20 protein-coding genes are annotated in these 25,801 nt (G+C 71.0%); 8 read left to right on the forward strand and 12 right to left on the reverse strand.

The window, feature by feature from the left end:
- Window positions 1–20: 20 nt before the first annotated feature.
- From QOZ88_RS07570 to QOZ88_RS07590, 5 genes are all read right to left on the reverse strand, one after another.
- Window positions 21–1,106 carry an LLM class flavin-dependent oxidoreductase gene (locus tag QOZ88_RS07570; protein ID WP_305999183.1) on the reverse strand — a complete coding sequence of 362 codons (1,086 nt, stop codon included), beginning with the start codon at window positions 1,104–1,106 and terminating at the stop codon, window positions 21–23.
- A complete protein-coding gene (locus QOZ88_RS07575; protein ID WP_305999184.1) occupies window positions 1,103–1,993 on the reverse strand; it encodes an alpha/beta fold hydrolase in 891 nt (296 codons plus the stop codon). The genes QOZ88_RS07570 and QOZ88_RS07575 overlap by 4 nt, the downstream gene beginning before the upstream one ends.
- Before the next feature lie 138 nt (window positions 1,994–2,131).
- Window positions 2,132–3,130 (reverse strand): asparaginase, encoded by a 999-nt coding sequence (locus QOZ88_RS07580; protein ID WP_305999185.1) that lies wholly within the window; start codon window positions 3,128–3,130, stop codon window positions 2,132–2,134.
- Between the two features lie 231 nt (window positions 3,131–3,361).
- Window positions 3,362–4,978, reverse strand: coding sequence for a thiamine pyrophosphate-binding protein (locus QOZ88_RS07585; protein WP_305999186.1), 1,617 nt, complete (start codon window positions 4,976–4,978; stop codon window positions 3,362–3,364).
- Between the two features lie 63 nt (window positions 4,979–5,041).
- A complete protein-coding gene (locus QOZ88_RS07590) occupies window positions 5,042–6,055 on the reverse strand; it encodes an ABC transporter substrate-binding protein (RefSeq protein WP_305999187.1) in 1,014 nt (337 codons plus the stop codon).
- A 293-nt stretch (window positions 6,056–6,348) separates the two neighbouring features.
- Here QOZ88_RS07590 and QOZ88_RS07595 point away from each other — a divergent pair, with 293 nt between their 5' ends.
- Window positions 6,349–7,242 (forward strand): TIGR03619 family F420-dependent LLM class oxidoreductase, encoded by an 894-nt coding sequence (locus tag QOZ88_RS07595; RefSeq protein WP_305999188.1) that lies wholly within the window; start codon window positions 6,349–6,351, stop codon window positions 7,240–7,242.
- 47 nt (window positions 7,243–7,289) lie between these two features.
- Here the strand turns inward: QOZ88_RS07595 and QOZ88_RS07600 are convergent, their stop codons facing one another.
- From QOZ88_RS07600 to QOZ88_RS07615, 4 genes are all read right to left on the reverse strand, one after another.
- A complete protein-coding gene (locus QOZ88_RS07600) occupies window positions 7,290–8,267 on the reverse strand; it encodes an ABC transporter substrate-binding protein (RefSeq protein WP_305999189.1) in 978 nt (325 codons plus the stop codon).
- Window positions 8,268–8,383: 116 nt separating this feature from the next.
- A complete protein-coding gene (locus QOZ88_RS07605; protein ID WP_305999190.1) occupies window positions 8,384–9,202 on the reverse strand; it encodes an ABC transporter permease in 819 nt (272 codons plus the stop codon).
- On the reverse strand, window positions 9,199–10,044 hold the full coding sequence (locus tag QOZ88_RS07610) for an ABC transporter ATP-binding protein (RefSeq protein WP_305999191.1): 846 nt from the start codon (window positions 10,042–10,044) through the stop codon (window positions 9,199–9,201). The genes QOZ88_RS07605 and QOZ88_RS07610 overlap by 4 nt, the downstream gene beginning before the upstream one ends.
- A 5-nt stretch (window positions 10,045–10,049) precedes the next feature.
- The gene (locus tag QOZ88_RS07615) at window positions 10,050–11,027 is read right to left on the reverse strand and encodes an ABC transporter substrate-binding protein (protein WP_305999192.1); all 978 of its coding nucleotides are present in this window, start codon (window positions 11,025–11,027) and stop codon (window positions 10,050–10,052) included.
- 224 nt (window positions 11,028–11,251) lie between these two features.
- Here QOZ88_RS07615 and QOZ88_RS07620 point away from each other — a divergent pair, with 224 nt between their 5' ends.
- From QOZ88_RS07620 to QOZ88_RS07630, 3 genes are all read left to right on the forward strand, one after another.
- The gene (locus QOZ88_RS07620; protein WP_305999193.1) at window positions 11,252–11,998 is read left to right on the forward strand and encodes an IclR family transcriptional regulator; all 747 of its coding nucleotides are present in this window, start codon (window positions 11,252–11,254) and stop codon (window positions 11,996–11,998) included.
- A gap of 112 nt (window positions 11,999–12,110) precedes the next feature.
- On the forward strand, window positions 12,111–13,595 hold the full coding sequence (locus QOZ88_RS07625) for an MFS transporter (protein ID WP_305999194.1): 1,485 nt from the start codon (window positions 12,111–12,113) through the stop codon (window positions 13,593–13,595).
- Window positions 13,592–14,842: a multidrug effflux MFS transporter gene (locus QOZ88_RS07630; protein WP_305999195.1), complete on the forward strand. Its 1,251-nt coding sequence runs from the start codon at window positions 13,592–13,594 to the stop codon at window positions 14,840–14,842. Before QOZ88_RS07625 ends, QOZ88_RS07630 begins: the two co-directional genes overlap by 4 nt.
- Before the next feature lie 197 nt (window positions 14,843–15,039).
- Here QOZ88_RS07630 and QOZ88_RS07635 read toward each other — a convergent pair whose 3' ends face one another.
- From QOZ88_RS07635 to QOZ88_RS07645, 3 genes are all read right to left on the reverse strand, one after another.
- Window positions 15,040–16,482, reverse strand: coding sequence for an amidase (locus tag QOZ88_RS07635; protein ID WP_305999196.1), 1,443 nt, complete (start codon window positions 16,480–16,482; stop codon window positions 15,040–15,042).
- Window positions 16,483–16,692: 210 nt separating this feature from the next.
- A complete protein-coding gene (locus QOZ88_RS07640; protein ID WP_305999197.1) occupies window positions 16,693–18,651 on the reverse strand; it encodes a GMC family oxidoreductase in 1,959 nt (652 codons plus the stop codon).
- Between the two features lie 24 nt (window positions 18,652–18,675).
- Window positions 18,676–19,494 (reverse strand): alpha/beta fold hydrolase, encoded by an 819-nt coding sequence (locus QOZ88_RS07645; RefSeq protein ID WP_305999198.1) that lies wholly within the window; start codon window positions 19,492–19,494, stop codon window positions 18,676–18,678.
- Window positions 19,495–19,734: 240 nt separating this feature from the next.
- On the opposite strand from QOZ88_RS07645, the gene QOZ88_RS07650 reads away from it, so the two are divergent.
- From QOZ88_RS07650 to QOZ88_RS07665, 4 genes are all read left to right on the forward strand, one after another.
- Window positions 19,735–21,729: a GMC family oxidoreductase gene (locus QOZ88_RS07650; RefSeq protein WP_305999199.1), complete on the forward strand. Its 1,995-nt coding sequence runs from the start codon at window positions 19,735–19,737 to the stop codon at window positions 21,727–21,729.
- A gap of 124 nt (window positions 21,730–21,853) precedes the next feature.
- The gene (locus tag QOZ88_RS07655) at window positions 21,854–23,395 is read left to right on the forward strand and encodes a sugar ABC transporter ATP-binding protein (protein ID WP_305999200.1); all 1,542 of its coding nucleotides are present in this window, start codon (window positions 21,854–21,856) and stop codon (window positions 23,393–23,395) included.
- Window positions 23,396–23,436: 41 nt separating this feature from the next.
- Entirely contained in the window at window positions 23,437–24,546 is a 1,110-nt protein-coding gene (locus tag QOZ88_RS07660) for an ABC transporter permease (RefSeq protein WP_305999201.1), read from the forward strand.
- A gap of 260 nt (window positions 24,547–24,806) precedes the next feature.
- A complete protein-coding gene (locus QOZ88_RS07665; RefSeq protein ID WP_305999202.1) occupies window positions 24,807–25,712 on the forward strand; it encodes a sugar ABC transporter substrate-binding protein in 906 nt (301 codons plus the stop codon).
- The last annotated feature ends 89 nt before the right edge of the window (window positions 25,713–25,801 follow it).

Genomic DNA, 25,801 nt, shown 5'->3' on the forward strand with positions numbered 1-25,801 from the left:
GTCTCGTATGCCGCACCACGTCAGCCGACCGCGGCTACTCGAAGCCGCGGCATGACGTCCGTAGCGAACAGGGTGAGCAACTCGTGGGGCAGCGTGTAGGACCCGACGTGCTGCAGGAACACGGAAGTGGCGCCGACCGCTGCGACGGCCCTCAGGCGGCCGACGATCTCCTCCGCAGTCCCGTACAGGCAGAAATGGCGCGCGAAGGCCACGACCGCCTCATCCGACACGAACTCGTCGCATGCGCGGACGGCGAGATCCCAGTCTTCGGCGTGCACGAGGTCCGGGTACACGCCCAGGACATGGCGAGGCACATGAGCGACGTGCACTCCCGCCAGCTCGAGGAATGAACCACCGCCGTTCTGCGCGATGCCGGCACAGATCGGCTTGAGCTCGCGCGCAGCCGCCTCGACGTCGTCGGTGACCCGGCAGAAGGCCGACACGGTGATCGGTACCTGCGTGGTCTTCCCGACCGCTCGCGCGCCTTCCCGAACCCGTGACGTGCTGGCGCTCAGGTTGTCCGGGGCGACGCCGGACAGCAGGATGGCGCCGTCGGCGATCTCGCCCGCCAACCGAAGGTTCTTCGGTCCGCTGGCCGCCATGTGGAGCGGCACGTCAGGCATCGGGTCCCGCAGTCGGGAGCGCACGCCGTGGAAGTCGACCTCCTCACCGGCGAGGAGAGTCCGGATCATGCCGACTCGCTCTCTCATGTCTGCACCCGTGGACTGTCGCAGGCCCACCGGTCGCACGGCGCTGTCCCCGACCCCGAGTCCGAGCGTGAACCGGCCAGGGGCCAGCTCAGCGACGGTGCGTGCGGCGGAGGCCACCACCGCCGGATGGCGGGTCACCACGTTGGTCACCGCCGTGCCGACACCGATGCGGCTGGTCCCCGCGACCACGACGGCCGCCGTCGCGTAGACGTCGCGCCACAGCAGCTGTGAATCGGGCAGCCAGACCTGGTCGTAGCCGAGTTCTTCCGCCTGCTGAGCGACCTCCACCAGCTCCCCCACCGGCCGGCACGGAGGGATCCTGATGCCGACTCGCAGGGGTGATGACGCGTCGATCGACGTGTCGGGCTGACCCGAGGGGTCTGTCGATAGGGTCACTGCGCCAGTTCCGCTCTGGTCGTGGAGCCCGCGTGGGGTTCCGGGGAAGGACCGGTGGGGCGGCTGCCCCCCGGGGTCGTCGCCGGGTCGCCGGCACGACGGTCGATCCTGGTGAGGAAGGCATCGACGACCGTGGCGAACTGCTTCGGGTCGTGGTCGACAGCGGCGACGCCCACCCCCTTGAGGAGGATCGCCTCCGCGTCCGGCAGCGCGGCCGTCAGCCGCTGGACGTCCGGCCGGGAGAAGCTGTCGTCCTCGCCGCAGACGACCAGCACAGGCGCATTCACCAGGCTTGCGCGCTCCTCCATCCGGTAGGCGTTGACGGCACGGTGCCCCTCCTCCACCCGGTCGCGCACGCCCAGGGCGTCGCGGAGCAGCCGGTCGAGGAGGTCGGGGCGGTCGGCCGGGTAGTACGGCCGCCGCTGCGCCCAGAGGGCAGCGACGTGGGATCCGTCCACGGGGGCGTCCACCTCGTCGATGGGCGGGCGGGCCGCGACCCGGCGGCGCCGGTCGGCGTCGACGAACGGCACGCCCGAGAGCACCAGCGAGCGCACCAGGGAGGGATGCGCAGCCGCGACCTCCAAGGCCACGACCCCGCCGGTGTGGTGACCGACCAGGTCGACCGAGGGGAGCCCGAGGGCGGCGCACAGCTCGGCCACGCCCTCGGCGAACATCTCGATGCTCCACTCCTGCCGCGGCGTCGCCGAGGCACCGAAACCGAGCGTGTCCATGGCGATCGCCCGCCGGGTGCGGCCGAGCAGAGGCAGCACGTCGCGGTACTCGTCCCAGGAGCGCGGCGTCTGGTGCAGCAGGAGCACCGGCGCCCCCGCGCCATGCTCCACGTAGTGGATCTGACCGAATCGCGTGTCCGCGTAGGCCCGCCTCACCGCGGCCCTCCGGTACCCGCCGGCGCGGCTCGGGCGGTGAGCTCCGTCGGCACATCCATCTCCCGCTGCGTCACCTTCCAAGGATGTACGGCGCGCGACGCATGACCGAGCAGGATCCCGTCTCCCGGGACAGCTTGATCAGGCGCAGCCGAAGTACTCGGCCACCCGACGAGGATCGTGGGTGCGGGTGAGGACGAGCATCAACAGCAACCGAGCCTTCACCGGCGCCAGGTTCCCCGCCGAGACGATGCCGCGGGCCATCACAGCGGGGCTGACACCGACCCTGCCAGACCCGGTCCGGCTGGCCTGGACCACGACGACGCCGCCGTCCGCCGCGGCTTCCAGTGCCGCCTGCTCCGCAGGCGTCGGGAAGCCCGCCCCCGTGCCGGCACTCACGATGCCGGCGGCACCGGCACGCACGCTCGCGTCGATCAGCGATGCGTCCGCCCCGAGGTAGGACATGACGACGTCCACCCGGGGCAGCGCCGCCAGCCCGCTCACGGAGAACGCACCCTCCGCCGGCCACGGCTCACGGCGGTGATGGAACAGGACCGAACCATCGGGTTCGATGAACCCCAGCGGCCCGAGTTCGGCCCCGCGGAAGGCGTCGAGCCGGGCGGTTGAGGCCTTGGTGACGTCACGGGCGGAATGGACGGTGTCGTCCATGAGCACGAGCACACCTCGCCCGGACGCGCCCGGGGCCGCCGCCAGACGGATGGCGTTGAACAGGTTGATCGGCGAGTCGGAACTCAACCCCGACGCGGGGCGCATCGACCCTGTGAGCACGACCGGCTTGTCGGTCGATAGCACCAGGGCGAGGACGAACGCAGTCTCCTCGAGGGTATTCGTTCCGTGGGTGACGACGACCCCGTCCACCGAGGGATCGGCGACGAGTTGCACCACTCGCCTGGCCAGCCGCAGGACGTCCTCGACCTGCAGCGCGTGGCTCGCCGCGCTGCGGAAGGGCACGGGACGGACCCGTGCGACCGCCCTCACCTCGGGGATGACCTCGAGGAGCTCCTCCATGGCGTGCTGCTGGTCGAGCTCGCCGTAGAACGCCAGGTCCAGCCGGTCACGTCCGCGAGCACCGATCGTGCCGCCGGTGGGGACCAGCGCGACGATGGGCAGTTGCGACACGGCCACTCCTTCAGTACCAGGTGACATCCGCTCGGCCGATCGTGGACCGGCCGAGCGAACGCGCGGCCGAGATCCTCGACGAGCCCACCTAGGCCCGCCCGTCGAGGCAGAGGTCCGCACCGCCGGCAGGGGCGACGTCGGCGACCACCGACCGGGGAGATCCGGACCTGACAGGGGACGCCTTCGGCTCGGCACGGGCCCGATCCTCCGATTCCGTCGGCCGCTGCAGCCTCAGCCGAGGATCCCGATATCCACCGTGGGATCCGTCTTGACGTCGATCAGCAGTGGGAACAGCCCTCGGGTGACCATGTCGGCCGCTCGCACCAGGTCCTGCTGGTTCCGGACCGTGACGCCGTGGCCGCCCATGCTCTGCGCGAGGTCGGCGAACTCGGGCCAGGCGATCAGCGAGTACTTCGGGTCGAGGCCCGCATCCTTAAGCTTCGTGTACTCGGCCCCGTAGCAGTCGTCGTTCAGGATCACGACGACGAGAGGCACTGCCCCCCGCACAGCGGTCGTGAACTCCATGAGACCCATCATGGCGCCGCCGTCACCGACCACTGCGATGGTCGGGCGGTCGCCGTGGGCGAAGGCGGCGCCGACGGCCGTCGCAAGACCCAGTCCGATCGACCCGAAGTTCACCGTGTGGTGGAAGGACCCGGGCTCCGCGACGTGGAGGTACAGCCACGGTCCCCGCATGAATCGGCCGACGTCGGTGACCACCGTGCGACTCGCCGGCAGCAGGCGGTCCAGCTCGACGACCGCGGTCCGGGGATCCATGGTGGTCTCGGTCCCGGCATCCACGTAGTCGTGCGCCGGGGCCTGCGCGTCGAGTCGCGTTCGGAGTGCGGAATCGCACCACGTCCTCGGCGGCAGATCTGCCGACTCCAGCTGTTCCCGCATCAGTCGGGCGGTCAGGGCTGCGTCACCGACGAGCCCCACGTCGACCGCCGAGTAGCGTCCGATGGCGCCGGGCCGGATGTCGCAGTGGATGACCGCCGCCCCCGCGAGCAGTGACCCTTCCGCGGTCGTGTAGTGGTTCAAGCTCGCCCCGAACGCCACGACGCAGTCCGCGGCCTGGATGGTATCCAGGGCCGGGGGATGCGACAGGGTGCCGAAGAACCCCAGGTCGAACGGGTCTTCCCGGAAGAAGTCCTTGGCCAGCAGGGTCGTCGCCAGCGGTGCGCCCACCTGTCGCGCCAGCGCGACCAGCTCCTCATGCGCCCCCGCCGCGACCGCCCCGACTCCACCGAGGATCAGTGGCCGGGACGCCGAAGCCAACACTCCGAGAGCTTCGTCCAACGCTTCCTCGTTCGGCACGACCCGGTCCGCGGGGCGCCTCCCGAAGCGGGAGGGGACGTAGTCCACCTCGCGGTTGAGCAACTGATGCGCGATGTCGAGGACGATCGGGACACCGGTGACGGCGACTCGCTGAAGCGCTTTCGCGATGTCGTCGGCGACGTGGTCCGGGGTGAGCACGGCACGATACTCCGCGCCGCACACCAAGGCGGCCGCACGGAGGTCGACCTGCTGGACGAAATCCCGACGGAGCGGCGTGTCGGCGGTCAGCAACAGCACGGGCGACCTGGCGCGGACCGCCTCGGTCAGCGCGGTCAGGGCGTTGGTCATGCCCGGGCCGTGCGTGACGCTGGCGACCGAGGCTGCCCCGCTCGCCCGGGCGAAGCCGTCGGCCATCGAGACGGCCCCGCCCTCGTGCACCGCGTTCACGAACTCGCCACCGTGCTCGATGAAGTGGGCGATGTACTGCATGTTCGCATCACCCAGCACCCCGAAGACGCGGCTGACCTCGTTCTCACGCAAGGACCGAGCCACGGCCTGATGGACCCTCACGCCCCCACCTCTCCGCTCGCCGTCCGAACCCCGGGCCATCGACCGCCTTCGGAGAGCCGCCGGTCACGCACCTTCGACGTTTTCGGTGAACCAATCCGTGAGGATGGCCTCGTCAAGAGCCGGCGGGGACTCCAGCACGCCCTGGTCGAGGAAGTACTGGACCTGCTCCTCGTAGGACTCCATGTCCTCCTCCGTGAAGCCGCGCACCTCCCAATCGATCTGCTCGATGTCGCTGACCGCCTGGTCCGTCGGCGTGGCCGTCTGCGCGCTCACCGCCTCAGCCGCTGCCTCGACATCGGTCCGGACGACTTCGGCAGCGTCGACGAGCACCTCACCGATGGCTGCGGCCTGCTCCTGGTTCTCATCCAGCCAGTCGCCGTCGGCCACGAGCCAGTGGACGTAGGAATAGCCGTAGGAGCCGGTGTCGCTCAGGATCTGCAGGCCCTGCTCGACCCCCTGGGTCGGCCACGGCTCCCACAGCACGTAGGCGTCGACGTCCCCTCGCTGTGCCAGGGTCGGCAACTCCGGTGGGGCCGCGGTGACGAACTCGACGTCATCCAGCGGGACGTCATTGGCCTCGAAGTACTTCTGCGCCATGTATGCGCTGATACCGGGCACGACGCCCATCTTCTGGATGTCGCTGGCTTCCTCGATGCCTGGTCGACCCACGACCTTCACGTACTCGCCGGACTCCTCGTAGATCAGAGGCGCTCGCAGGTTCGGGTTCTGGGCCAGCAGAGTGATCGTCGTCGTATCGGAGTTGCCCGCCAGCTGGACCTGCTGGCCGGCGATCGCCTGGACCGCCTCACCGCCACGGCCGAACTGCACGAGCTCGACGTTGAGGCCGGCTTCCTCGAACATGCCGCGCTCCTGGGCGACGAAGAACGGCGCATACGACGCGTCGACGCCGACACCGATGCGCACGAGCTCTTGGTCGCCGGCACCGCTGGGACCGCTGGTACCGCTGGCACCGCTGGTACCGGCGCCGCCGCCGTCGGCGCCGCACGCCGAGAGAAGTCCGACCACCGCAAGTGCAGCGATGCCGACCGGGAATCGACGCATCTTCATCGAACTCATGACCACCTCACGAAGGAGAGCGACAGCCGGCCATGCCACGCCGGGCGGGGGTAGGGAAGGTAGCGACCGCGTCGATGAACCACCCAGGCCACCGGTCCACCCAGCGGAACGCAGTCTCGACCGCAGCTGCGGTGGCCGACCACGCTGCAGGAAGGGCAGGACGGACACGCGCGGCCGCTCGCGGGGGTCCGCTCTTCGAGCCGGCGCGATTGCACCTGCGCCCCGCGGCCCCTAGCGTCGCGGCCGGTCTCCGGCTCACTCGACGAGACCCCCGACGGCCACTGAGGAGAGCCATGAGGATCGGCGCCATCCTGCCGACCGCCGGACCGCTGCCCCTGGAGCTCGGGGTCGTGGCGATGGCCCAGGCCGCCGCCGACGCCGGGGCGGCCGGGCTGTGGGTCGGCGACCACCTGGTTCTGCCGCAGCAAACGGTGCACAACTACCCGTACAGCCCCGACGGACGGCTGGCCTGGGACCCGGAGCGCGACTACCTCGAGGCGCTCACCACATGCGCCTACATCGCCGGCGCGGTGCAGTCGGGCTGCACGGTGGGCACCGCGGTCCTCGTCCTTCCGCAGCGCAACGTCCTGCAGACGGCCAAGGAGGTCGCCACCATCGACCGGCTGACCGGCGGGCGTCTCCAGTTGGGCCTCGGCGCGGGTTGGAACGACGTGGAGATGGCGGCACTGGGCTACCGCTTCGCCACCCGGGGCAGGCGATTCGACGAGATGCTCGTGGTGCTCCGTGACGCGTGGCAGGGCCGTACCAGCGGGTTCAAGGGGACGGAGATCGACGTCCCGGCGTCTCTTGGCCTGTTCCCGCGCCCCGCGCATCCCGACGGGCCGCCGCTGCTCGTCGGCGGGAACTCCCCCGCCTCCCTGCGACGTGCCGCGCAGCTGGCAGACGGATGGCTGGCGCTCGCCGCCGTCGACACCTGGGACGCCGAGCAGCTGCGAACCGGGATCGCAGACCTGCGGGCCGGCTGGGACGCAGCCGGGCGGCCGGGGGACCCACGCGCCGTCCTGAAGCTGCACTGCCCGGAGGTAGCGCTGCCCCATCTGGCGCGGCGCGTGGCGGAGACAGCCGAGCTGGGCTTCGACGAGGTGGCCGTCGAGCTGCCGTGGCACCGCGGGATCGACGACGCGGCCGGGGTCCTCGACGGGCTGACCTCCACCCGCCGTCCGTGACCGCCGCCTGCACCAGCTGCAGGCGGCGGTCACGGCTGGGCGTGCCGTCAGTCGGTGTGCTCGCCGTACCACCCGACGAGGAGCTGCTCGTCCAGGTCGGGCATCGACGGGATGTTGCCCTGGTCGAGGAAGAACTGCGCCGTCTCCCGGGCCGCCTCGACGTCCTCGCTGGTGAGGTCCCGGACCTCGAAATCGATCTGGGGAAGGATCTCCGCGGCCAGGTCCGCCGGAACCTGCACGGCGCTCTCCATGACCGCGGCAGCCGCCTCGGGATCGGTCTCGATCATCTCGTTGGCCTCGGCAATCGCCGCGGCGATGCCGGCCGCGGCCTCCTCGTTCTCCGACAACCAGTCCGCGTCGGCGAGCAACCACTGCGAGTAGCTCACGTCGAAGTCGCCGATGTCGGCGACGACCTCACCACCCGCCTCGGCGGCGCGCGTGGCCCATGGCTCGAAGATCACCGTCGCATCCAGGTCGCCGCGCTGGAGCAGGGTCGGGATGTCCGGCGGCGCGACGTCGGTGAACTCCACGTCAGCGGGGTCCACTCCCTCGCTCTCCAGATACCGGAAGGTGGCCAACCGCATCAGACCCGGCACGTTGCTCATCGTCCGGATGTCGGCCGGTGACTCGATCCCGTCCCGGAGGACCACCTTGATGTACTCGTCGGACTGCTCGAAGACCGCAAACGCCCGGAGGTCCTCGGCGGTGGCCATCAGGCTCGTCGTCGTCGCGTCGGACAGGGTCGCCACCTCCGCGGCCCCTGCGACCACCATCTGTCCCGCAGCCGGGCCGCCTTCGGTGGTGACGTACTCGACGTTCACCCCGTGCTCCGCGAAGAGCCCCTCCTCCGCGGCCAGGTAGACCGGCGCGTAGGAAGCGTCGACGCCGGTGGCGAGCCGGACCACCGGCCCGCTCGCGTCCCCTCCGCCGCTGCCCTCGTCCGCGGACTCGCCGCCACAGGCGCTGAGCGCGACCAACGCCGTCGCGGCGACCGCTGCGACCGCCGACCGATGGAAACTGTGCATGTCTGAGGCTGCCTTCCATGGGGGATCGGTCCGATGCTGCAGGCCAGCATCGGTCTGGCGATGCGCTGCCGGAGCACAGGCGGCCCACCGACGTACGGGGAGCGACCGCCCACCGTTCACAGCTTGACTGAGTACCTCGCCAGCACGCGGCCCGCGACGATGCGCAGGATCCGGTCGAAGATGAATCCGAGAATGCCGAGCGTGATGATCCCGACGAAGACCCAGTCGATGCGGCCGAAGTTGCGCGACTGCCAGATGAGCGCGCCGATCCCCACGTCCGCTGCGACGATCTCCGCTGACACGATGGTCAGGAAGCTGTTGCCCATGGCCAGTCGCGACCCCGTCACGATCGACGGGACGCTCGCCGGGAGCACGACCCACTTGAGGATCTGCCGCCGGTTCGCCCCCAGGCTGGACGCCGCGCGCAGCTTGTCCTCGGGGATCGCCAGGACACCGGAGATCGCGCTGATGGTGACGATGAAGACGGAGGTGTAGAAGATCAGGACGATCTTCGAGGCCTCACCGAGTCCGAGCCACACGATCGCGAGGGTCACGAACGCGATGGGCGGGATGAAGCGGAAGAACTCGATGTACGGATCCATCAGCTGACGGACGACCTTGACGCGGCCCATGAGCAGTCCCAGCGGAGCCCCGACGAGGATGCCGAGACCCCATCCGATGAGGATGCGGCGGCTCGATGCGATCACCGATTCGAACAACCGGCCGTCGCGAGCGAGCTCGATGGCCGAAGAGAGCGTCTGTCCCGGCGACGCGACCAGAGCCGGGCCGTAACTCATGGCCAGTAGCTGCCAGATCAGCAGGCCGATCCCGAGGGACAACGCGTAGCGCATGGCCACCGTGGCGGCAGCTCGGCCGCGGCGCTTCCGCGGGATACTTAGTACACGGACGCGCGCCGGGGCGTCGATGATGCTCACGAGGAAGCTCCGTCGTCCAGGCCCTGATCGCGCAGGGACTTGTTGACCTCGTCGGCGATGTCCTCGCGAAGGCGCTCGTACCGTTCGAGGAACTCCGGCGAGGCCTTGAGGCGGGGCCGGGGCAGGTCGACATCGTGGATCCGCTTGATCCCCGCCGCCGGGCCGGCGGTCATGATGAGGACTCGGTCGGCCAGCAGCAGGGCCTCGTCGATGTCGTGGGTGACGAAGACGACGGTGCACGCGTTCTGCCGCCAGATGCGGGCCAGCTCGGCCTGCATGACCTCACGGGTCTGTGCGTCCAGCGCACCGAACGGCTCGTCCATGAGCACGAGCTGAGGTTCGTTGGCGAGCACCCGCGCGAGCTGCACCCGTTGCCGCATGCCGCCGGAGAGCTGACCGGGCAGCTTGTCGGCCGAGTGCGCCAGTCCCACCATCGCGATGTACTGATCGGCGATCCGGCGCTGCTCGGCTCGGGACAGCCCCCGTGCTTTCGGTCCGAACATCACGTTCTGGCGCACCGTCAGCCACTCGAAGAGGACCTCGGTGCTCTGGAACACGACGCCGGCGTGCTCGTTCCGACCGGCGACCGGCGCCCCCTCTCCGGTGATCGTGCCCCCGCTGACCTCGACGAACCCGGCGATGGCCGACAGCAGCGTGGATTTGCCACAGCCACTGGGTCCGAGGATGCACAGGAACTCACCGGGGTGGATGTCGAAGGTCGCACCGGCTACGGCCCGGAAGGAGCCGAAGGTGATCCCGACGTCCTGCAGCTCCAGGCCGACCGCCCGGTCCGGCGGTGTTGCGTCACTCGCAGTCGAGACTGCCCCGGCCGGTCGCGTCATGGTCGTCACTCTCCTTGCCCCTCGTACCAATCCAGCAGCACGGCGCTCTCCACGTCGAGCGCAGTGTCGGCCTTGCCGGTCTCGACGTAGTAGTCGGCGACCGACTGGAGGTCCGGGAGGTTCTCCTCGGTGATGCTCCGGACGGCGAAGTCGATCTCGTCGATCGCGGTCAACGTGTCGGGCACGGGCACGCTGGTGGCTGCCTCCGTCGCCTCGGCCGCGGTCTGCGGGTCCTGCTCGGTCATCTCGGCCGCTTCGGCCAGGACCCCCGCGAGCGTCTGCGCGGTCTCCTCGTTCTCCTGGATCCAGCTCTCGTTGCCCAGCAGCCAGTGGACGTACGACCAGCCGTAGTCACCCGTCGACATGGCGATCTGGTGCCCCTGCTCGGCGGCGTTGGCCGGCCACGGCTCCCACATGACGAACGCGTCGATGTCGCCACGCTCCATGAGTGGAACTGCCTCGGGCGGACCGACGCTGATCATCTCGACCGCCGAGGGATCGATGCTCTCCGACTCCAGCAGCTTCAGTGCCGAGAGTTCCGACAGGCCCGGGACGAAGCCGATGCGCTGGGCCTCCGACACGTCGGAGAGCCCTTCACGGAGGACGACCTTGAGGTAGTCCCCGGATTCCTGGTAGACGAGGATGGCTCGCAGGTCCTCGTTCTGGTTCAGCCGGCCGATGGCCGTCACCTCGGAGGTGCCGGCCAGCTGCACGGCGTCGGTGCTCAGGGCGTCGACTGCCTCGCCACCGACGGCGAACTGGACGAGCTCGACGTCGAGCCCGGCCTCGTCGAACATCCCCTCCGACTCGGCGAGGAAGAACGGGGTGTACGCCGAGTCGACGCCCACCCCGATGCGGACGGTCTCCACGCCGGCGGCTGCGCCCCCGCCGCTGTCGGTGGTGGAGTCCCCGCAGCCGGTCACGATGCCGACGGTGACCGCAGCCACCGCGCCCACCGTGGAGACCTTGCGAAGTCGATTCATGACATCCTCTTTCGGGACCATGGGGACCGTAGCGGCGAGGGGGTCGACCGCAGGTGACTCGCCGTCGGCGCCGGCGAGACCCTCGCCGGCAGGCTGAGTGGGCGTGACGGTCGCAAAGTCACTTCCTTCCACCCCGTGGATCACCAGCGGCATCGATCAGACCGGCCGCGATGCGTACGACGACATCAAGCCCTCGCACGCCACGATGGACAAGAATGTGTCCCGTGACGCGGGACGCGAGTTCGATGCTCGAGAAGACGGCGCTGCTGCTCAGCGCCTTCACGCCAGGCGGTGCGTTGTCGCTGAACCAGCTGAGTGAGCGGACCGGGCTCGCGAAGTCCACCGTGCACAGGCTGGTCGTCGACCTGCACGAGCTCGGCTGGGTGGCTCGGCAGGGTCAGCGCTACGAGCTCGGCATGGCGATCTTCGAGCTCGGCGAACTGGTACCCGTGAAGCACCGCCTGCGCGAGGCTGCTCTGCCGTACATGCAGGATCTGTTCGCCGTGACGCAGGAGACCGTCCACCTGGCGGTACGCGACGGACACGACATCGTCTACGCCGAGAAGCTGCACGGCCATGCTTCCCTGCCACTGCCGTCCCGGACGGGAGGACGGGCGCCGCTGAACTGCACGGGAGTGGGCAAGGCGCTGTTGGCGCACGAGGCTCCGGCCGTGCTCGAGGACGTTCTCTCCCGCCCGCTGCGCCGCTGGACACCCCGGTCGATCGTCGATCCTGCAATGCTCCGGCGAGAGCTGGAGTCGATCCGCCGGACAGGGGTGGCGGTCGAGCGGGAGGAGGCCTCCCCGGGGGGTGCCTGCGTCGCCGCTCCGGTGCTCGTCCGCGGGCGGACGGTGGCGGCCCTCTCCGTCTCGGTGCCCATCGAGCGGTTCCGGCCGGAGCGGCTGGGCCCGGCTGTGCGGACGGCCGCACTCGGGCTCTCGCGCACCCTGGACGGCAGCAAGGGCACCTGAGGACACCACCGGCAGAGGTGCCCCGCCCTCCCGTTCACGCCAGGACCGCGCCAGTGCCACACCCCCTTCGGGCCTGCGCCGCTCCAGCCGCCCGGCGGTAGGGCGGGACGGTGTGCGCCGCAGCCGTCACGCAGGTCGGCAGAGACGGTTGCGGGACCGTCGTCGGCTGGAACAGGAAGCGATGGCCAGCCCAGGCGTACGCGCGGGAGGTTGCAGGGTCTCCATCGGAAGGTGTCCCGCGACGCGGGACGTGAGCTACCGATGCGGACGCACGGTGACGTTGATTGGACGCGTGGGGAACTCCGGCCGGTCACCGCTGCGTCGCGACCGGGGGGCGACCGCCGGGCCTTCCGGCCGCTGGGCCTTCGCCACGATCGCCGTCTCGCTGCTCGTGCTCACCACGGGAGCCCAGCTCGCCACCCCGCTGTATCGGCTGTACGGGGCAGAGTTCGGCTTCTCGTCGATGCTGGTGACCGCACTGTTCGCCGTCTACAGCATCGCGGTGATCCCGTCGCTGCTCATCTTCGGCCCGCTGTCCGACGTGATCGGCCGCCGGGGCATCCTCCTCGGCGCGGTCGTGGTCGCCGCTGTGGCCTCGGTGCTGTTCGCCATGGCCGACGGTGTGGCGATGCTGTTCGCCGCCCGCACCTTGCAGGGGCTGGCGCTGGGAGCGGTGCAGGGCACGGCGACCGCCGCCCTGATCGACCACGTTCCGCGAGGTGACCGGTTCCGCGCTGCTCGCGTGGCGACGGCAGCGAACCTCACGGGCAGTGCCGTCGGTCCCCTGCTGGGTGGTGCGCTGGCCCGTTACACCACACCGGGGCTGGTGACACCCTTCTTGCTCGAGGCCTGCCTGCTGACGGCGGCGTTCGGCGCCCTGCTCGTCCTCGTCCCCGCGCGGCCCGGGTCGGGCGGTCGCTGGCGCCCGCGCCGCCCCGCGGTGCCCGCCGGTCTGGGTCGGCTGTTCGCAGCCGCCGGATCGACCGCCGCCCTCTCCTGGGCAGTGGCGAGCCTGTTCCTGGCGCTGCTGCCCTCCTACCTCGAGTCGGAGCTGGGCAGCTCCGACGCCGCGCTCTCCGGGATCGCGGTCTCACTCATGCTCGGACTGGCAGCCGGCGCCCAGCCTGTACTGCGCCGACTGGGCACCCTGACAGCACAGGCCGTGGGTCTGGGCCTGCTCCTGATCGGCCCTCCGGGTCTGCTCGTGGCCGCCGCCCTCGGATCGATCCCTGCGCTGCTGCTTGCCTGCGCGGTGTCCGGGTTCGGTCACGGGCTCACCTTCGGTTCTGCCCTGGCCGAGGTCAGCGAAGCCAGTCCGGCAGACCAGCGCGGTGAACTCATCTCGGCCTTCCAGGTGATCGCGTTTCTCGGGTCGGGCATCCCGATCATCGGTGTGGGCCTGATGGCCGAGTACGGCGACCTGTTGTCGGCGGTGCAACTCTTCGTGATCGCGACATCGGCGGGGTGCCTGCTGGCGCTCGCCTCTCTGGTCACCCGCCGTCGCAGCCGGCGGCGACGCCTCGCCGCGCCGCTGCCCGCCGACCCTGCGAGCCCGGCGGCGATACCGTCCGGACCGACCGCGGGAGGAGTTCGATGACCCGCGCGACCGCGGCCGTGACCTCGACGGACCGGAGGAACGGCACGCTGGTCCTCGTGCTCGGCGGCCTGACGGCGGTCGGACCTCTGTCCGGGGACACCTACCTGCCGGCGCTACCGACCATCTCCACCGACCTGGGTGTCGGGCATGTCGCGGTCCAGCTGACCTTGACGGCGAGCTTCGTCGGACTGGGCCTCGGCCAGCTGCTCGCCGGTCCGTTCTCCGACCGGTACGGCAGGCGGCGGCTGCTCCTGCTCGGCACGGCCGTCTACGTGATCGCGTCCCTGGGATGCACGCTGGCCCCGTCGATCGATGCGCTCATCGGTTGCCGCTTCGCCCAGGGCCTGGGTGGTGCAGTGGGGATCGTCGTGTCCCGGGCCGTGGTGCGCGACGTCTACGCGGGTGCCGCCGCCGTGGCCTTCTTCTCCCGGCTCCTGCTCGTCTTCGGCGTCGCCCCGATCGTCGCGCCGCTGCTGGGCGTCGGGCTGCTGCACCTGGGCGGCTGGCGGGTCATCTTCGCAGTGCTCTCCGCCTTCGGCGCGGCGTTGTTCGTCGCGGTCGCCTGGACGGTCCCCGAGACCCTCCCACCGGAACGTCGCAGCACTGGGGGCGTGCGCACCACCATCGCGACGGCCCGCACGATGCTGACCTCGCGTGTGTTCCTGGGATACGCGCTGGCGTGCGGCCTGGCCTTCAGCGGCCTGTTCAGCTATCTGGGCACGTTCCCCTTCATCGTCCAGGAGGTGCACGGCCAACCTGCCCTGGTGTACGGGGCTCTGTTCGCGCTCAACGCCGCCGGACTCGCAGTCGCCACCCAGGTCAACGCCCGGCTCGCCCGACGGGTGGCCACCCGTACCCTGCTGGGGGCGGGCCTGGGCACGTACACCGCAGGCGCCCTCACCGCGCTGCTGCTGGTCACGCTCGATCCTCCCGGCGGGGGCGGTCCGGGGCTGGCCGGGCTCGGAGCGGCCCTGTTCGTCGTCATCGCCAGCCTCGGCTGCATCCTGCCCAACGCCATGGCACTGGCCATGGAGCGATTCCCGGCCGCGGCGGGGACGGCCTCGGCCCTGCTCGGAGGACTGCAGTTCCTCCTCGGTGCGGTGATCGCCCCGCTGGTCGGTCTCGGCGGCCGCGGCACCGCCGTCCCGCTGGGGATCAGCCTGGCCATCCTGGGCCCCAGCGCCCTCCTCGCCTTCGCGGCGGCAGGGTCGCGGCGGGATCGCCCGAGGTCCTTGCGCTCCGGGTGACCTGGCCTCCCGGTCCGAGCTCACCGGTGACGCGGCCCGGATCAGCAGGGCCAGCGGGTCTGACCCGTGCAGATGACGGTCAACGGCCGCGGCCGTTGCCGTCCGGCGTCTGCGTCCCCGGAGGCGAACGGCCCGCCGGTGTGGAGGCGCCGAATCCGCGACAGCGGATCCCGCGTGGGCGGATGCGTCCGGGCGACTCAGGAAAAGCTTCCCGCGTGTGAAGTGCCGGGACGACGGCCAGACCACGGCGCGGCGCGTTCCACCTGCCCGGCCAATCGGATGAGCAAGTCCTCACGTCCGTACGCCGCGCCGATCTGCACGCCGATGGGGAGGCCGTCGCTGCTGGTACCGAGCGGCAACGATGCAGCCGGCTGCCCGGCCGTGTTGAACTGCGGGGTGAAGCGGAGGATCTCCACCGATCGGCGGATCCCCTCGTCGCCGTCGAAGAAGCCGATGGGCGTGGCGGGCATGGGGAGCACCGGTGACAGCAGGATGTCGTTTCCGGCCGCCCACCACGCGGCCATCCGGCGACGGAAGTCGTCGCGCCACACCTGGTTGGCGACGTGGTCGGCGGCACTCAGGCGGCGGCCTCGGTCGTTCCACCACCACGCCATCGGTTCCGCGTCCTGGTCGGTGAGCGGTCGGCCGGCCCGGCCCTCGAGCTCGCGGAAGAACAGGGCGACGCTCGGGCTGAGGAGGTCGACCCATCGGTCCAGGTAGTCGGGCTCCAGCATCGCCGCCGGCTGGTCGATGGTGACGTGGTGCCCCAGCCTCTCCAGCAGCCGAGCCGCCTCCTCGACTGCCGCCGTCACCTGCGGGTCGACCTTGGTGCCGCCGACCTCGGACGGCGCCATCATCCCCACCCGCAGCGCCGGGGGGTCGCTGTCGACCAGGTCCGACCAGGGACCCATTGGAGGTGGCGCAGTCAGCGGGTCACCGGGGACCGATCCGGAGGAGATGTCGAGCGCCAGAGCACTGTCGCGCACGGTGCGGGTCAAGAAGCCGTAGGTGGTGTGCCCCTCCATGAGCTCTGGCTCAGGGGCGGTGCTCAACCGCCCTCTGCTGGGCTTCAGACCGAACAGTCCGCAGTGGGCCGCGGGCATGCGGATGGACCCCCCGCCGTCACCTCCCTGGGCGATGGCCACCATCCCGGACGCCACCGCGGCAGCTGAACCACCCGAGGAGCCCCCCGGGGAGCGACCGAGATCCCACGGGTTGCGCGTCCGTCCATGGGCGGTGGGTTCGGTCGTGGCGACGAGTCCCAGTTCGGGGACGTTCGTCCGCCCCACGATGATGAAGCCGGACGCACGCAGGGCTTCGACCAGAGTGGCGTCCCGCGTTCCCCGCGCATCCAGCGCGCGGAGCAGACGATTGCCCGAGTGCGACGGCTCACCGGCCATGTCGCAGCCGAGGTCCTTGAGGACGATCGGCACCCCGCGGAAGGGTCCCGCAGGCAGATCGGCCGCGGTCGCCTCCGCCCGCGCCCGGTCGAAACGCTCGTGGATGACCGCGTTCAGCGCGGGATTCAGGCGCTCGATGCGGCGGATCGACGCCTCGACGAGCTCCAGCGGCGACACCTGTCCCGAGCGGACGGCCTGCGCCTGCGCCACGGCGTCGAGATCCATCAGTTCGGAATCCATGTCGACCTCCGGGATAGGGGGAGCTACGTGGACGGCGGCCAGGAACGTCCGGGCCACCGCGCTGGGCGGTTCTGCGGGATCCGGGAGAGGGCCTCCCGCACGCGTGCGGCGCCGCCCAGGACCGACCGGGCGGGGACCCATGAAGAATTCCTGGCCTCCCGGGCACGGCGCGAGCAACGCCATGGGTGCCTGTCGCGGGTGGTCGGGACCTCAGGACTCGAGGATGAAGCCAGCCGTCCGGCTGGCGTAGGCCTCGATGGACACCATCGGGTTCACCCCGGGGGCGGACGGGAACGCCGACGCGTCGGCAATCCACGCCCCTGCCACGTCGTGCAACCGGCCCCGCCCGTCGACGACACTGCGGAGCGGATCCGTGCCGGCGGCACACGACCCGCTCTGATGGGCCGAGAGCGTGAAGACTTCATCGGCACGGAGGTCGCCGAGCAGAGCGACGAACGCCTCGAAGTCCTCGCCCTCCCGCCAACGGGGGTCCCCCGGCAGGAAGGTGAAGATCTCCCTCGCCCCGGCGGCATGCAGCAGCCGGGCCAGTTCCTGGTGGCAGCGCCGGACGACGGCGAGGTCGACGTCGTCGTCGAGGTCCCAGGTGGCCAGTGGGCGCCCCTCGGCATCGGCTGTGATCCGACCGGCTCCGTGGTCGCGCACGAAGCCCCACACGCCGGAGACGTGACTCAGCCGCAGCTGGTCCTGCTTGTGCGCGGCGCCGTCCCGCCACGGGGTCAGACCGGTCCAGAAGCCGAGCCCCATGGGGGCGGCCTCGACCAGGAAGCCGTGGTCCTCCTGGACCCTCTCGAACTCCCGGCACCAGCTGGTGAGGATCTGACCGCGCCACCCGTGGACCGGCTCGTCGAAGACCCCGCTCATGAAGTAGGACGGGTGGACGTGCAGGTTCTCACCGACTGCGGGTCCGCCGATTCCGGACGCCTGGAGGAGCAGCGGCGTGGACAGGGTCCCCGCGGCCAGGACGACGGTCGGGGCGTGCACCACCAGTGAGGTGCGCGTGCCATCAGCGGCGGTGACAGTGGCCTCCACCCCGGTGACCGCGCCGTCCGCGACCAGCAGCCGCTCCGCCCGGCAGCCGGGCAGCAGCAGAGCACCGGCGTCGGAGGCGTCCTGCAGGAACGTCTTCATGGTCGACTGCTTGCAGCCCAGCAGGCAGCCGGCGTTGCAGGAGCCGCAGTAGCGGTCGTCGTCGTCCCGGGCGTTGCGGGGCAGCACCTGCCACTCCAGCCCCCGCTTCTCGAAGGCACGGATCAGCAGCCTGTTCACGGCGTTGTGCCGGGTGTTCTCGACGCGGGCGTTGATCCGGTCCTGAACCTCGGTCAGGTGGGGGGTGAAGTTCTCCGGTGCGACACCCTCCACGCCGCGCGCCGTCCACTCGTCCAGGACGTACTCCGGCGTCGGCAGGCAGGCCATCGAGTTGACCGTGGTCCCGCCACCGGTGGTCGCGCCGGCGAGCATCGCCAGGCGTCCGTTCTCCGACCAGACGTAGCCGCCGTCGAGGTACAGGTTCGGAAAGCTCAGGGCCTCCAGCTGCGGCAGGTCGGGTTCGTTGCGGTACGCCCCCCGCTCCAGCACGAGAACCGACCGGCCCGCGGCAGCCAGGCGCGCCGCAGCGACTCCGCCACCGGCGCCGGACCCGACGACGACCACGTCCGCGTGCAGCTCGCGAGACTCGGCCGGCACGGTCGCGATCGCCAAGGTCTTGGGGAAGTCGGCTTCGCTCGGGGGCTCCAGGAGCGGGCCGTCGAAGCTGATGGCGGGCCAGCTCGGGTTGCGTCCCTGCGCGTCCGGTGCCGTGTAGAACATCGCACACACCGTGCTACGCAGGACCATCGCGCCGAACGCAGTGTCCGCGGTCTCGGCCACCACGTTCCAGCGTCTCGTGGCCTCCTGGAGTGAGCCGTCCGCGCCCGGCCACCACGCCTGCAGCGTCGCCTCGACCGCGGCGCGGACGTGCGGCGCCATCCCGCCGAGCACGCCGGGCAGGATCTCGTGCAGACCCAGGTCGCTGGCCGTTCGCCGCAGCAGGGCGCGGACCTCGGCGGCCTCTCCCCCGGAAGGCTCCACGGCGGGGACCAGCGTGTCGCAGAGCCGTCGCAGCACGCCGGTGTCGGTGTGCAGCTGCTCCGCGCGATCCAGGACGGTCACGGTACCTCCAACGTCGGGGGGTGTTCAGGGCGCCGCGTGCGCGAGGAACTCGGCGACGGCGTTGGCCACCTCGTCCGGCAGCTGCTCCATCAGCGGTATGGTGCCGCCGTCCAGGACGACCGACCGGACCTTGGCGGCCGCGGTCAGGTGGTCGCGGATGGGCTCCAGGTCCGGGAGGGCGAAGGGGTCCGCGGAAGCCCCGAGCAGCAGCACGGGGGCCCGGACCAGACCGATCCGGTCCTCCATCCGGTACCGGGCACAAGCGAGGTGCCCCTCGGCGGGGTCGACGCCCGGCGCCAGCGCGTCACGGATGAACCGGTCCAGGAGGTCCGGACGGCCGGAGGGGTAGTACGGCTGCCGGAGCTTCCACAGCTGGGGGAGGTGGCTCCCGTCCTCGCTGACCACCGCCTCGTCGACCCCCGGTCCCCCGGCGTGGGAGGCGCGGTACGCCCCATCGACCCAGGGAGCGGACGACAGCACGACCGCGCGGACCCGTTCCGGAGCGCTCGCCGCCAGTTCCACCGCCACGGCCCCGCCGGTGTGGTGCCCCAGCACGACAGCGGCGTCGATCCCCAGCGCGTCCAGCAGCGCCAGGGCGCCCGCGGACATCTGCTCGATGGTCTGGGGTGCGGGAAGCGTGGCGCTGAGGCCGAAGCCCAGCATGTCCATGGCTATGGCGCGATGGCTCCGGGCCAGCAGCGGCAGCAGTTCGCGGAACTCGTCCGCCGACCGCGGGGTCTGGTGCAGGAGCAGGATCGGCTGTCCGCTGCCCTGCTCCACGTAGTGCAGCTGACCGAACGGGGCGTCCGCGTAGCCGCGCCGCGGTGCGTCGTCGACCGTCAATGTGCCGTCCTCACTCCTGGGGATGGCCGACTCCACTGCACCACCCCTCCTCGCGTCGAGGTGACGAGTCCGCTCACCGGAACAGGCCCCGAAACGACGCCACGGATGTTTCGAACGTGTCAAGGCTGGCCGGCCGGTCCACTGAACGGACCGTGACGTGCAGGTGCGCCGCCACCCTCCTGTCAGTCTCCTGACCCGAAGGCGGGTCTGGTGGCCCCTGGACCGATGGAGCGTGAAGCCATGACCCCCCGCACGGACCGGATGGCGGAGATCATCGCTGCGGTGTGCGACACCTTCGCACCGTCGCTGGAGCCACCAGCCGCGGAACTGCGCGGAGCGGCCGATCCCGAGGCAATCGCGCGCTACTACCGCGACGGAGCCGCCGCCCGTGGCATCGACCGGATGGTCGTCGCGGCCCTGCCGGGCCTGGACGCAACTCTGCGACGGGCCGTCCAGCGCCTGGCCGCACACCTGGACGCGGCGGGCTTCCTCGAGGGCGACCTCGGGGGGCGGACCGCCGCCCTCCACGAAGCCGCCGGCGAGGAGGAGCTCCGGCTCGCGCTGCGCCAGGTGAAGTCCATGGTGATGGGCAGCTTCGTGGGCGCCGTGGACCCCGCGGGGAACAACGACACGTGGCCCGTCCTGGGCTACCCCGGCCCGTCGTCACCTCCCCCCGCTGCGGCCGAAGCCCCCAAGCGCATTCCACTCACGCAGCCGGCCGGACCCTCGGCCAGGCTCACCGCCGACGTGGTCGTCATCGGCTCCGGCGCAGGCGGCGCCATCATCGCCGCCCGCGCCGCGCAGGCCGGCCGCTCGGTGCTCGTCCTGGAGGCCGGCAGCTACCGCAACGAGGCCGACTTCCGGCAGATCGACTCGCTCGGTGCGGAGATGTTCCTCCGCCGTGGCGCATTCTGGTCATCTTCCGGTCAGATGGGACTGCTCGCCGGTACGGCCCTCGGCGGTGGCACGCTCATCAACTCGATGGTCTGCCTCCGGACGCCGCAGCACATCCGGGAGCTCTGGGCGGCCGACGGGCTGGAGGGCCTCGACGCCCCGGAGTTCGACAAGTACCTGGACTCCGTGTGGGACCGGCTCGGGGTCAACACCGACGCCACCACCTACAACTCCAACACCCGAGCCATGATCACCGGTCTGGCATCCCGCGGGTACTCACACGAACGGATCCCCCGCAACGCCCTGCTCTCCGACGACCCCTCGATGTGCGGCTACTGCAACGCCGGTTGCCAGCAGGGCGCCAAGCGCTCCACTCTCCACACCTACCTCGAGGACGCCGTCTCCGCCGGCGCGCGGGTGGTGGTCGACTGCGCCGTCGACCGCATCACCACCGCGGACGGCCGCGCCACGGGAGTCACCGCGACGGTCACCACTCCGACGGGCTCGTGCGCGCTCACCGTGGAAGCCCCGACCGTGGTCGTCGCCGCCGGCGGCATCGAGTCTCCCGCGGTGCTGCTGCGGTCCGGTATCGGCGGGCCGGCGGTGGGCAAGAACCTCCGGCTGCACCCGGCGTGGATCGTCACCGGCGTCTACGACGAGCCGGTCGAGGCCTGGCATGGGCAGATCCAGTCCGCTGTGAGCTTCGACCTGAGCCGGGTCGTCGACGGAGGCGGCTTCCTGGTCGAGAGCCTCGCACTCAATCCCGGGACGTGGGCCGCCCAGTCGCCGTTCACCGATGCCGCCGCCATGCGCCGTCGGATGCGCGACCTGCCCTACTTCGCGACGTGGCACGGCGTGGCCCACGACCACGGTGCCGGCGAGGTCGTGCTCGACGACGACGGGCGGGCGGCCGTGCGCTGGCGCCTGGACGACGAGGTCGATCACCGCATTGCTGTCCGCGCGCACGTGGAGCTCGCCCAGATGCACCGCGAGGCGGGTGCACGCGAGATCTTCACCTGGCACTGGACGGACCACACGTGGCGGCGCGGCGAGGACTTCGACCGCTACCTGGCCTCCCTGGCCGAAGCCCCACCCGAGGACCACACCGCCTTCTCGGCACATCAGATGGGTTCGTGCCGGCTCGGTAGCTCTCCCGACACCTCCGTCGCCGACGGACGCGGCGAGCTGCACGACGTCCGCGGGGTCTGGATCGGCGACGCCTCGGCGCTCCCGACCGCTCCCGGGGTCAATCCCATGATCACGATCATGGCGCTGGCGGAGCGCACCGCTGCGTTCCTCACCGCGCCCACCGCCGAGACCGTCGTACCGACCGGCGCGTGACGCGGGGCGACTACTGACCATTCCGTGGCGGGGCCGCTCAGCGAAACGCGTCCGTAGGTCGAGCTGCGCCTCACCCCTAGCTCCAGCGCCCCAGGCCGGGATGTCCCCGGGAAGGAGATCACCGATGCCCGCCGAGGCTTCCGCCGCTCACCGCTCCGCCGTCCCACCTCTGTTGTCCGTCCGGGGTGTCTCGAAGGCTTATCCGGGCGTCCAGGCGCTCGCCGGCGTGGATCTCGACGTGCGCGCGGGCGAGGTGCACGCCCTCACCGGCGAGAACGGCTCGGGCAAATCGACGCTCGCGAAGGTGATCGGCGGGGTGATCCGGCCGGACAGCGGCACCGTTCTCGTCGACGGCGCCCCGGTCCACTTCTCCGGGCCGGCCGATGCGCTGCGGTCCGGGATCGTGACGATCTCCCAGGAGCTGACCCTGGCTCCGACGCTGACGGTCGCGGAGAACATCCATCTGGGGCGGCTCCCCCGGCGTCGCGGCCGGATCGACTGGCCGACGATGCGCGCCCAGGCTCGCAGGGCCCTCGAGGAGCTCGAGGTCCACGTCTCGGAGACCGACCGGGTGGACGGACTGAGCGTGGAGCTGCAGCAGGAGGTCGAGATCGCTCGCGCCCTCTCCACGGACTCGCGGTTGATCATCCTGGACGAAGCAACCAGTTCGCTGTCCGAGGCGGCCACGGAACGGTTGCTGCGGATCATCGCCGAGCGGAGCGCCCGTGGCGTCGCGGTGCTGATGATCTCCCACCGGATGCCGGAGCTGTACGCCACCGCCTCGAAGGCCACTGTCCTCCGCGACGGGCACCTGATGGGGGACGTCCCGCTGCCCGAGACACCGGAACGGGACCTGATCCGCCTGATGGTGGGTCGGGAGCTGACCGACTACTTCGGCACCCGGCAGGGCGAGGCTTCGGACGTGGCCCTCGAGGTCCGGGACCTGCGCAGCGACGACGGGTTGCTCAAGCCGACGTCCCTGAGCGTCCGGCGGGGTGAGGTCCTGGGAGTGGCCGGGTTGGTCGGCTCCGGGAAGTCGGAGCTCGGGATGGCCTTGGGTGGTGCCATCCCGGCGCAGGGCGAGGTCACCGTGAGCGGTCACCGCGTTCGCCTCTCCGACCCCCGACGCACGTTGGCGGGCGGCATCGGTTACGTCCCGGACGACCGCAAGAGGTCGGCTCTGCTCCCCGTGCGCTCGGTCGCGGAGAACTTCGTGGTGGCCTGGCTGAGCGGCCTGTGCCGCTTCGGCGTGCTCAACACGTCACGGGAGAGCAAGGAGGTGCGCGCGGCCATCGACCGGTACGGGGTGGTCACCGCCTCGCCTACGACCCGCATCCAGAACCTCTCCGGAGGAAACCAGCAGAAGGTCGTCCTCGGCCGGATGTTCGCGTTGGACTGCGATGTCTACGTCCTCAGCGAACCGACCCGGGGAGTCGACGTCGGCTCGAAGAGCGCCATCTACGCGCTGCTGCGCGAGATCGCCGGTCGAGGGGCAGCTGTGGTCCTCATCTCCTCGGAGCTGCCCGAGCTCATCGGCATGTCCGACCGGGTCGTCGTCTTCTTCGAGGGCGAGATCCGGGGCGAGTTCTCCGGCGACGGGATGACCGAGGCCGACATCGCCCACGTCGCCGTCGCCGGCGACGCCACCGCCGGAGCCACGGCCTGATGCACCACGACCGATCCGACGTGACCGACGAGGGGACCCCGATGCCTCAGCCACTCTCCCGCGACCTGGACCCACCCGCGGCCAGGACCGGCACCCGGACCGGCGCCCACCCCGCCACGAGCGACGCGGCAGGGGCCGCACCCGGTGGCGCCCCCCGACGGCGGCGTCCCCGCCTGCACACCGGCCGGAGCGCCGGGATCCTCATCGGTCTCGTCGCCGTGTGCATCTACCTGGGCATCACCCAGCCGGTCTTCCTGACCTGGGGCAACTTCACCAACATCGTCCAGTCCAACAGCGTCGTCCTGGTCCTCGCCCTCGGCGCCACCTTCGTGATCATCGCCGGGGGGATCGACCTGTCCGCGGCCTCGGCCCTCGCGGTCACCGGCATGGTTCTCGCCATCGCCCTGGAGGCCGGGCTCGGGACGACGCTGGCCCTGCTGCTCACCCTGGCCGCGGGCCTCCTGGCCGGTCTGATCAACGGCGTGCTGATCAGCTACCTGGGCATCTCGTTCCTCGTCGTGACGCTCGGAACGCTGTCGATCTTCGCGAGCATCGCCCTCGTCCTCAACGACGGGGCGACGATCACCACGTTCGGCCTCGAGGGCTTCGACCCCATCTACGCGTTCACGTTGAACTCCGTCGCCGGCATCCCGTACGTGCTCCTCTTCGACGTGGCCATCGTGGCCCTCGGTGGATTCCTGCTGCGGTACACCGCCTTCGGGCGGGCTGTCTTCGCGCTGGGCTCCAACCGGGAGGCCGCACGGCTGAACGGGATCAACGTCGCGGCGACCACCCTGTCGGTGTTCGCGATCGCCGGTCTCGCCGCGGGCATCGCCAGCGTGTTGTCGGTGGGGCGCCTGACGGCCGCCTCCCCCACGCAGGACGCCACCCTGCTCCTCACCGTCATCGCGGCCGTCCTGATCGGTGGCACGGCCTACACCGGTGGCGAGGGCGGGGTGCTGGGGACGGTGGTGGGCGTGCTGTTCCTGGGGGTCATCCAGAACGGGCTCACGCTCGCCGATGTCTCGCCCTACTGGCGGGGAACGGTGAACGGACTGGTGCTCATCGTCGCCGTGGGGATCGGCGTCATGCGCGACGCCGGCGTGCTGGCGCGGCTGCGCCGGCGCAGCCCGAGCGGCAACCCCGCGTGAGCCCCCCCGGCCGACAGAAACCGGGATGGCGTCGCTCCCGACGCCGCAGATCGCCGTCGTGGCATGCCCGCCACGACGCAGCAAGGACAACCGAAGCCGCGGCGTGAGCCCTGGCCCGTCAACCGGAGGAATTCGTGAAGCGTGTGCAGGGGGTGGCCGTCCTCGGGGCGGTCGCAATGGGAGTCGCGGCCTGCGGGAACAGCACGGAAGCAGGAGGAGGCGCCGCAGGCGGCGGTGGCGGCGGCGGGGAGTCCCTGTCCGTGGCTTACTCCAGCCCGATCGCCTCGCAGCCCGGCCAGGGCTTCGTGTCCGATGGGCTGGAGGCCGGGGCTGAGGAGCTGGGCTGGGACGTCCAGATCTACGACGCCAACCTGCAGCCGTCGGCGCAGGTGTCCGACGTCCAGACGATGATCCAGCAGCAGAAGGCGGCCATCGGCCTGTGGCCGCTCGACGCCGGAGCACTGAGTGGCTCGTTCGCGCAGGCGGACAGCGCCGGCATCCCGGTCGTGGCGGTGAACACCGAAGGCGACCAGATCGACGCGACCGTCTGGTGGGAGACCAACCGCTGCGAGGAGGGCTCCCCCTACGTCCGGGACGCCGAACGGATCGCGGCGGCGAAGCCCGGCGGCAACGTCATCGTCATGGGCGGCCCGGCCGTCCCGTCGATCCAGGCGAACGTCGCCTGCTTCACGGAGGCGGCCGAGGCAGCCGGCCTCACCGTCCTCACCCAGGTCGACAACACCTCGGACTCGTCGGCCGGCGCCGCGACGCTGGCGTCGGACGTGTTGACGCGCTACCCGGACGTCGACGCCTTCTGGACGTACAACGACTCCTCCGCCCTCGGCATCTCGTCGTCGGTGATCGCCGCCGGCCAGCCGGTCCAGTCCGGCGACACGGAGGGCATCATCATCATCGGCACCAATGGCGACGCCGAGGCGATCGATGCTGTCCGCCAGGGACGGATCACCGGCACCTGGGACACCGACCCCTACGCCACCGGCCTGGCCGTGGTCCGCGCCATGCGGGATGCCGTGGAGAACGGCTCCGGCGACCCGCTCGTCGTCGAGGCGGTCTACTTCGACGCCAGCAACATCGGCGACTACCAGCCTCCGACGGAGCGCGACTACTCGGTGGACGACATCCCACTGGTGGACGCCGGCAGCTGACCGACCCGCGGTGGGGCGGCGAACGGCCTCGGGCCGGCCGCCCCACCGCCCCGGCCCCCGGCCCGATGGAGGTCCGACGCAGTGCCGCG

The organism is Blastococcus carthaginiensis (assembly GCF_030731085.1).
GTDB classification, from domain to species: Bacteria; Actinomycetota; Actinomycetes; order Mycobacteriales; family Geodermatophilaceae; genus Blastococcus; species Blastococcus carthaginiensis.

Bases quoted from the DNA above. Each gene is read 5' to 3' on its own strand.
- QOZ88_RS07595 (WP_305999188.1), top strand. From the start codon at position 6,349: ATGAGGATCGGCGCCATCCTGCCGACCGCCGGACCGCTGCCCCTGGAG.
- QOZ88_RS07630 (WP_305999195.1), top strand. From the start codon at position 13,592: ATGACCCGCGCGACCGCGGCCGTGACCTCGACGGACCGGAGGAACGGC.
- QOZ88_RS07655 (WP_305999200.1), top strand. From the start codon at position 21,854: ATGCCCGCCGAGGCTTCCGCCGCTCACCGCTCCGCCGTCCCACCTCTG.
- QOZ88_RS07615 (WP_305999192.1), bottom strand. From the start codon at position 11,027: ATGAATCGACTTCGCAAGGTCTCCACGGTGGGCGCGGTGGCTGCGGTC.
- QOZ88_RS07660 (WP_305999201.1), top strand. From the start codon at position 23,437: ATGCCTCAGCCACTCTCCCGCGACCTGGACCCACCCGCGGCCAGGACC.
- QOZ88_RS07610 (WP_305999191.1), bottom strand. From the start codon at position 10,044: ATGACGCGACCGGCCGGGGCAGTCTCGACTGCGAGTGACGCAACACCG.
- QOZ88_RS07600 (WP_305999189.1), bottom strand. From the start codon at position 8,267: ATGCACAGTTTCCATCGGTCGGCGGTCGCAGCGGTCGCCGCGACGGCG.
- QOZ88_RS07635 (WP_305999196.1), bottom strand. From the start codon at position 16,482: ATGGATTCCGAACTGATGGATCTCGACGCCGTGGCGCAGGCGCAGGCC.
- QOZ88_RS07590 (WP_305999187.1), bottom strand. From the start codon at position 6,055: ATGAGTTCGATGAAGATGCGTCGATTCCCGGTCGGCATCGCTGCACTT.
- QOZ88_RS07650 (WP_305999199.1), top strand. From the start codon at position 19,735: ATGACCCCCCGCACGGACCGGATGGCGGAGATCATCGCTGCGGTGTGC.